Here is a 6,265-nt window from a genome sequence, read left to right as displayed (position 1 = left end):
GGACTCTGGCTGATCTCTATTATTGGTCTGGTGATCCTCGGTATTCAGGAAGCTTCGGCCCATGCGTATTCGGGCAGCACCACGGAAAGAGAGGTCCTGTATCTGCCGGCAGAACCAGACACACTGATGATCCGGCCCAGAAGCAGTGAGCTCTTTGACAACCAGGAGAACATCGGTTTCAACCATATGACCCTGACCTATGACGAGAATGGGGAACAACTCCTTTTCTCAGACGACATCAGGTTTGATGTCACCCGGTCCTCGGACTCCCTCTCTTACCTGAAGGTCAGAAGACACGCCGATGGTAATTCCATGGCAGATGCCAGGGAACGGGCCTCCAACATCCGGTATTCCTATGCCCTGGAGGGCAGTACGCTTTCCCTGGACAATTTCCTGACCACGGGGATTGAGAACAAGGTGAGGGACCAGGAAGTTCATTTGACCCTTTCCGTTCCGGAAGGAACCGTGATCGGTTTTGAGCGGGGTATGCGCAGACATATCGGGCGACTGACCCGCTATGACAAGGATATCTACAGGGGCGACCTCGTGGAATACTACTGGGTGATGGGAACCAATGGGGAGCTGCAATGCCTCGACTGTCCTGAAAATATGAATTCCTCCTGGGGGATTGACGAAGAGGACAGCCAGATCATCATTGATGAGAACGGTCTGGATATCAATATGAGGGACGGGAGGGAATCCTTTAAATTGAAGATAGACGAAAACGGTGTCGAGATCAAAGCGGATGACGATGACGAATGAGATACACTTCGTCCCCGATTATCGACAACTGAGTCAGAGAAAATAGTGGAAGCCCATTTTGAAAAATAGATTTGACCTAAGCTTTATCAATAACTCCCGGAATCGTAGTCCGGATTAAAAAACAAGATCATGACAACACTAGCCAGAATTGCAATTGCCATACTGATGGCCCTTTTCTTCTCCTCCTGTGTTTTTGATATGAATTTGGGCAGAGGAAAGATGGGGAATGGCGTGGTAGCCACTGAAACCAGAACTGTTTCCGAAGATTTTTATGAGGTATCGGCCTCCGAAGGTCTGGATGTCTTTGTCACCCAGGGTGATGCGTATTCCATTGAAGTTGAAGCTGATGAGAATATCGCAGACCTGATCGGGACAGATATCAGGAACGGTAAACTGAAGGTCCATACCTACGAGAATATCGGAAGGGCGACCAAGAGGATCCACGTGACCCTGCCTGAGGTAACCGGGCTTTCCGCTTCCAGCGGTGCCGACCTCGTTACGAGGAATGTCATACGCACGAACAGGATCACCCTGGACGCGAGCAGCGGGGCCGATATCAAAGCTTCCCTGGTGGCTGATGAGGTAGATGTGGACGCCAGCAGCGGGGCAGATGTCAGGATTGAAGGCGAAGCCGAGATGATGAGGGCCGATGCCAGCAGCGGGGCTGGGATCAGGGCCAAAGAACTCTCCGTAAGGGTATGTTATGCCGATGCGAGCAGCGGGGCAGACATCGATGTCAACGTCTCAGAATCACTGATCGCTGAGGCCAGCAGCGGGGCAGATATCTCCTATACGGGCAATCCTACCGTGGAGAAGAACAAATCCTATTCGGGTAGGGTCCATAAGGACTGAGCCCTTTCCATAGAAGGCGGAAAACCCCGGATTTTCATCCGGGGTTTTTTTATGGGTCTTTCCTGTCTTTGTGTATCTTAGATTTAAAATTGATATGGTACTTGAGCTCAGCACACATACCCTTATACTGAAGCATCCCTTTACGATCTCCAGGGAATCCCACGATACCCAGGATACGCTGATCGTTCACCTGAGTATGGCGGGCAAAACGGGTTATGGCGAAGCCACGTCCAATCCGTATTACGGCCATACCTTGCAAAGCCTTTTATCAGAGGTCAAAGGGATCAAGGACGAGATCGAGAATTTCCCTTTCAGCAATCCGGATGATTTTCACCTTTGGCTCAAAGGGAAAGGCCTATCCTCCTTTGCGCTCTGTGCGCTCGACCTTGCGGCCCATGACCTGTACGGGAAACTGCGGAAGAAACCCCTGTATGAGCTTTGGGGTACGTCCGTGACGTCTTATCCCCGAACCAATTATACCATAGGGATCGATACCATAGAACAGATGGTCGCGAAGATGAAAGAGAGACCCTGGCCCATCTACAAGATCAAACTGGGTACTGAGGAAGATCTGGACATTGTGAGGGAATTGAGGAAACACAGTGATGCGGTGTTCAGGATCGATGCCAACGGTGCCTGGACGGCCTCCCAGACCATTGCGATCGCTCCTTCCCTTAAAGAACTCGGGGTGGAGTTTATTGAGCAGCCCCTGAAGGCAGATGACTGGGAAGGGATGGAGCAGGTGGCCCATCATACTGTACTCCCGATCATCGCGGACGAGAGTTGTCTGGTGGAGGAGGATGTAAGGCGTTGTGCCCTCCATTTTAATGGCATCAATATCAAATTGACCAAATGCGGGGGCCTTACCCCTGCCCTGCGCATGATCAGGGCCGGAAAAGAATTGGGCATGAAGATCATGGTAGGTTGTATGACGGAATCGACGGTGGGCATATCCGCGATCGGGCAACTCCTGCCCCAACTGGATTACGTAGACATGGACGGTCCTTTGCTGATCAGCAATGACATTGCCCGAGGTATACGGATCTGTGACGATGCAAGCATCGTCTTTCCGGAACTCGGCGGGAGCGGAATAGAATTACTGTCATGAAGGTTCCTGTTTCTACTTATCCGGGCCGGACGCTGGTACACCAGGGAAAGACCTTTTACTATTTCGGAGGTACCTCCTACCTCGGTCTGCAGCAGGACCCTGAATTCAGGGAGCTGGCCGTTGAGGCCATCCGCCAGTTCGGGTCGAGCTACGGGGCTTCCCGCCGCGCCAATGTCCACTTTACGATCTATGAAGAGGCCGAAGAAAAAATAGCGCAGTGGGTTGGAAGCGAAGCAGCCCTGACCCTTTCTTCCGGGTATCTCGCCGGCCAGATGGTAGCCAATCACTTCAAGAACAAAGAACACAAATTATTCTACGCTCCCAACAGCCATTCGGCCCTCTACACCAGCGGTGCAAAGCCTTATACCACTTACACGACCCTGGGGATTGCCCTGCGGCAGCACCTCGAAAAGAAACAGGCGGAAATACCGGTCATCTTTCTGGATTCCATTGACTTTTCGGGCTGCAACTACCCAGAGTTTGAGATCCTGAAAACCCTCCCGCTGGAATCCTGTATCCTGGTGGTGGACGATTCCCATGGGATAGGCGTCGTGGGTGAAAGCGGATCCGGGGTACACCGCACCCTGACCTCCCTCCCCTGCAAAGAGATCGTGCTTTGCGCTTCCATGGGGAAAGCCCTGTCTGTACAGGCAGGTATGGTCGCCGGTAAAACTTCCCGAATAGAAAAGATGAAGGCATCCGATTTTTTCGGAGGTGCCAGTCCGCCTGCCCCATTCTATATGGCGCAGTTCCTGAAGGCCGGCCCCATCTACGAAAATAGGAGAAAGGTGCTGCAACGGCACATTACCTATTTCCATTCGGTCGTCAGGAATCAGAAGCTACTGAATTATATGCCGGACTACCCTGTATTTGGATATTCAAACCCCGACCTGACAGCATATCTGCGAGAGAGATTTATCCTGGTAACGGATTTCAGGTACCCGACCGAAGACACCTATGCCACCAGCAGGATTGTCCTGACCTCCGCACATCAAAAAGATGACCTGACCACCCTCGCAGAGATTCTCAATTCCTTTGGAGGTAAAGCGCGATAGAAGGAGAAAGATTCTGGGAGCCAAATAATTGGCGTAACGTTAAATTTTTATTAAAAAAATTGTATCTTAATTGAACTTTTGGAAGCATAAAACATTTACCTATGAAGAATTCTATTAAGATCGCCGGCCTCGCCTTTATTTTTGTCATTGCGGCAACCATCCTTTCTTCCAAACCCAATCCCATGCATTCCATGCAGGGGGTTTGGGAGCTTCAGAGTTTTTCTTACTGGGATGGTGACAAGATAGATACCGTCGCCAAGGATGAGGGGTACCGCCAGGTAAAGATCTATTACAACGGAAAGATCATGTGGTCTCGCTGGGTACCCGGAGACAAAAAGGGACGTTTCGGATATGGTTCCTATAACATTACTAATGATGCACTGATGGAAACTATTGAGTACGGGGATTATGAGATGATGCAGGCCCTGGATACGATGAGGGTCTTCAATTTCCAGCTCGACCTGAAAGATGACACCTACAGCCAGATCTCTCTGGATCTCGAGGGAAACCCGACGTTCTCAGAAAACTATGTCCGTATAGACTAGTACCTTCAGCCCTCGAATAGAAAATGAAAAACCCCGGAAATCCGGGGTTTTTCTTTGAATTTTCTCCTTGTTACGAATTGATCTCGGCCGGAGTTTCCACACTGGCCAGGTATCTTTCGGCATCCAGTGCTGCCATGCAACCGGTACCGGCTGCCGTGACAGCCTGCCTGTATTCTTTATCCTGTACATCCCCGCTAGCAAATACCCCGGGTTTTGAGGTCTTTGTTGATTTGCCTTTGGTGATCAGGTATCCCGTATTATCCATCTCCAACTGTCCCTTGAAAATGTCCGTGTTGGGTTTGTGGCCTATGGCTACAAAGAACCCGGTGATAGGTATTTCTTCCTTTTCTCCCGTCTGATTGTTCACCATCCTAAGACCCTCCACAACCTGGTCACCCAGGATCTCATCGACCTCGGTAAAGTAGCGGATATCGATATTGGGAAGGCTGTTTACCCTGTGCTGCATGGCCTTAGACGCCCTCATTTCACCCTTTCGTACGAGCATGGTCACCTTTTTGCAGATATTCGCCAAATATGAGGCTTCTTCTGCTGCGGTGTCGCCTCCCCCTACAATGGCTACTTCCTGCCCTTTGTAGAAAAATCCGTCGCATACCGCACAGGCAGACACGCCCCCTCCCCTGAGACGTTGCTCACTGGGAATGTTAAGGTATTTTGCCGAGGCCCCGGTCGCTATGATCACGGTTTCGGCCTCAACCACTTTTGAATCGTCGATAGTGACCTTGTGAATGCCTCCCACCTGGTCACTGAAATCGACCGCAGTAGCCATCCCGATTCTGACCTCAGTTCCAAAACGCTCCGCTTGCTGCTGCAATTGAACCATCATGGTAGGACCGTCTATCCCTTCCGGGTAGCCCGGAAAATTATCCACCTCTGTGGTGGTTGTGAGTTGCCCTCCGGGTTCCATTCCGGTATAGATGACCGGTTTGAGGTCGGCCCTGGCCGCATAGATCGCAGCCGTGTAGCCGGCAGGTCCGGAACCTAAAATCAGGGTTTTAATTCGCTCTATAGATTCTGCCATTGTATTACAAAATTTAAACGGGTAAAATTACCGCATTCCCCAAAAAAGGAATTAACAAAGTTATCAAAAGTTATTATAGTCTCATAGTAGTGGCAGGGCATCCGGCGCCAGGCCCTTAATCAGAGTTTCCTTCCGAATGCAAGGTCACCCGCATCCCCCAGTCCGGGGATAATATATCCCTTGCTCGTCAGTTCCTCGTCGATGGCTGCTATCCACAGATGAGTATCTTCCGGAAAAACACTTCTGACATGCGATACGCCCGGGGCCGATCCGATGACAGAAACGATGTGGATATGAGCGGGGGTGCCGTGCCCGAGCAGGGCTGTATAGACATTTTCAAGCGTTTTCCCGGTAGCCAGCATGGGGTCAGTGAGCACCAGGGTCTTGCCATTGAGATCGGGGGCGGCGAAATACTTGACAATGACCTCAAACGCATCCCCCCCATTGGGATGGTGCCTGTAAGCCGAGATAAAGGCGTTTTCTGCATGATCGAAGTAATTGAGCAATCCCTGATGAAGGGGTAACCCTGCCCTTAGCACCGAACAAAGCACCAGTTCCTCCGCCGGGATCCGCACTGGCTTAGACCCGAAAGGAGTTTGCAACTCTTTGCTGCGGTATTTCAGGGATTTGCTGAGTTCGTATGCCAATATCTCCCCTATGCGTTCGATGTTCCTCCGAAATCGCATGGAATCACCCTGAACCTTCTTATCCCGGATCTCAGCGATAAACTGGTTCAGCAGGGAATCCTCTTTTTCAAGCTGATGTACAATCATAGGAATCGGGGTTTCCCGCTAAGGTAAGGTTTGCCTATCAAATAATGACAAACAGAAAGCAGATGGCCAAAGACCACCTGCCATCCTTCACACATGGTATTTACATACCAATTCTATACCTCCTTGCCCTT

6 protein-coding genes and 1 pseudogene are annotated in these 6,265 nt (G+C 50.7%); 5 read left to right on the top strand and 2 right to left on the bottom strand.

Going from position 1 to position 6,265, the window contains the following annotated elements; all coding sequences use genetic code 11:
• The 5 genes and pseudogenes from ABYP73_RS10770 to ABYP73_RS10750 form a co-directional block, all read left to right on the top strand.
• Nucleotides 1-762, top strand: a pseudogene (locus ABYP73_RS10770) (hypothetical protein); the annotation flags it as partial.
• A 129-nt stretch (nt 763-891) separates the two neighbouring features.
• Complete coding sequence (locus tag ABYP73_RS10765) at nt 892-1,614, top strand: head GIN domain-containing protein (protein ID WP_372946223.1); 723 nt, start codon at nt 892-894, stop codon at nt 1,612-1,614.
• 94 nt (nt 1,615-1,708) lie between these two features.
• Nucleotides 1,709-2,722, top strand: a complete 1,014-nt coding sequence (locus ABYP73_RS10760; RefSeq protein WP_372974325.1) for a dipeptide epimerase — start codon at nt 1,709-1,711, stop codon at nt 2,720-2,722.
• The gene (locus ABYP73_RS10755; protein ID WP_372974324.1) at nt 2,719-3,777 is read left to right on the top strand and encodes an aminotransferase class I/II-fold pyridoxal phosphate-dependent enzyme; all 1,059 of its coding nucleotides are present in this window, start codon (nt 2,719-2,721) and stop codon (nt 3,775-3,777) included. Before ABYP73_RS10760 ends, ABYP73_RS10755 begins: the two co-directional genes overlap by 4 nt.
• Before the next feature lie 101 nt (nt 3,778-3,878).
• Nucleotides 3,879-4,322: a hypothetical protein gene (locus ABYP73_RS10750; RefSeq protein WP_372974323.1), complete on the top strand. Its 444-nt coding sequence runs from the start codon at nt 3,879-3,881 to the stop codon at nt 4,320-4,322.
• A gap of 70 nt (nt 4,323-4,392) precedes the next feature.
• Here the strand turns inward: ABYP73_RS10750 and trxB are convergent, their stop codons facing one another.
• Both trxB and upp read right to left on the bottom strand, forming a co-directional pair.
• Nucleotides 4,393-5,361: a thioredoxin-disulfide reductase gene (gene trxB, locus ABYP73_RS10745; protein ID WP_372974322.1), complete on the bottom strand. Its 969-nt coding sequence runs from the start codon at nt 5,359-5,361 to the stop codon at nt 4,393-4,395.
• A 119-nt stretch (nt 5,362-5,480) separates the two neighbouring features.
• The gene (gene upp / locus ABYP73_RS10740; protein WP_372946074.1) at nt 5,481-6,134 is read right to left on the bottom strand and encodes a uracil phosphoribosyltransferase; all 654 of its coding nucleotides are present in this window, start codon (nt 6,132-6,134) and stop codon (nt 5,481-5,483) included.
• Nucleotides 6,135-6,265: the final 131 nt, after the last annotated feature.

Origin of the sequence: Muriicola sp., from assembly GCF_041567615.1 — a bacterium.
Classification (GTDB): domain Bacteria; phylum Bacteroidota; class Bacteroidia; order Flavobacteriales; family Flavobacteriaceae; genus Muriicola.
The sequence above is the reverse complement of the archived record's forward strand: the minus strand, read 5'-3'. Positions and strand labels throughout refer to the sequence as shown.

Excerpts from the sequence above, each read along its gene's own strand:
- ABYP73_RS10765 (WP_372946223.1), top strand. The coding sequence starts at position 892 with ATGACAACACTAGCCAGAATTGCAATTGCCATACTGATGGCCCTTTTC.
- ABYP73_RS10760 (WP_372974325.1), top strand. The coding sequence starts at position 1,709 with ATGGTACTTGAGCTCAGCACACATACCCTTATACTGAAGCATCCCTTT.
- ABYP73_RS10755 (WP_372974324.1), top strand. The coding sequence starts at position 2,719 with ATGAAGGTTCCTGTTTCTACTTATCCGGGCCGGACGCTGGTACACCAG.
- ABYP73_RS10750 (WP_372974323.1), top strand. The coding sequence starts at position 3,879 with ATGAAGAATTCTATTAAGATCGCCGGCCTCGCCTTTATTTTTGTCATT.
- trxB (WP_372974322.1), bottom strand. The coding sequence starts at position 5,361 with ATGGCAGAATCTATAGAGCGAATTAAAACCCTGATTTTAGGTTCCGGA.
- upp (WP_372946074.1), bottom strand. The coding sequence starts at position 6,134 with ATGATTGTACATCAGCTTGAAAAAGAGGATTCCCTGCTGAACCAGTTT.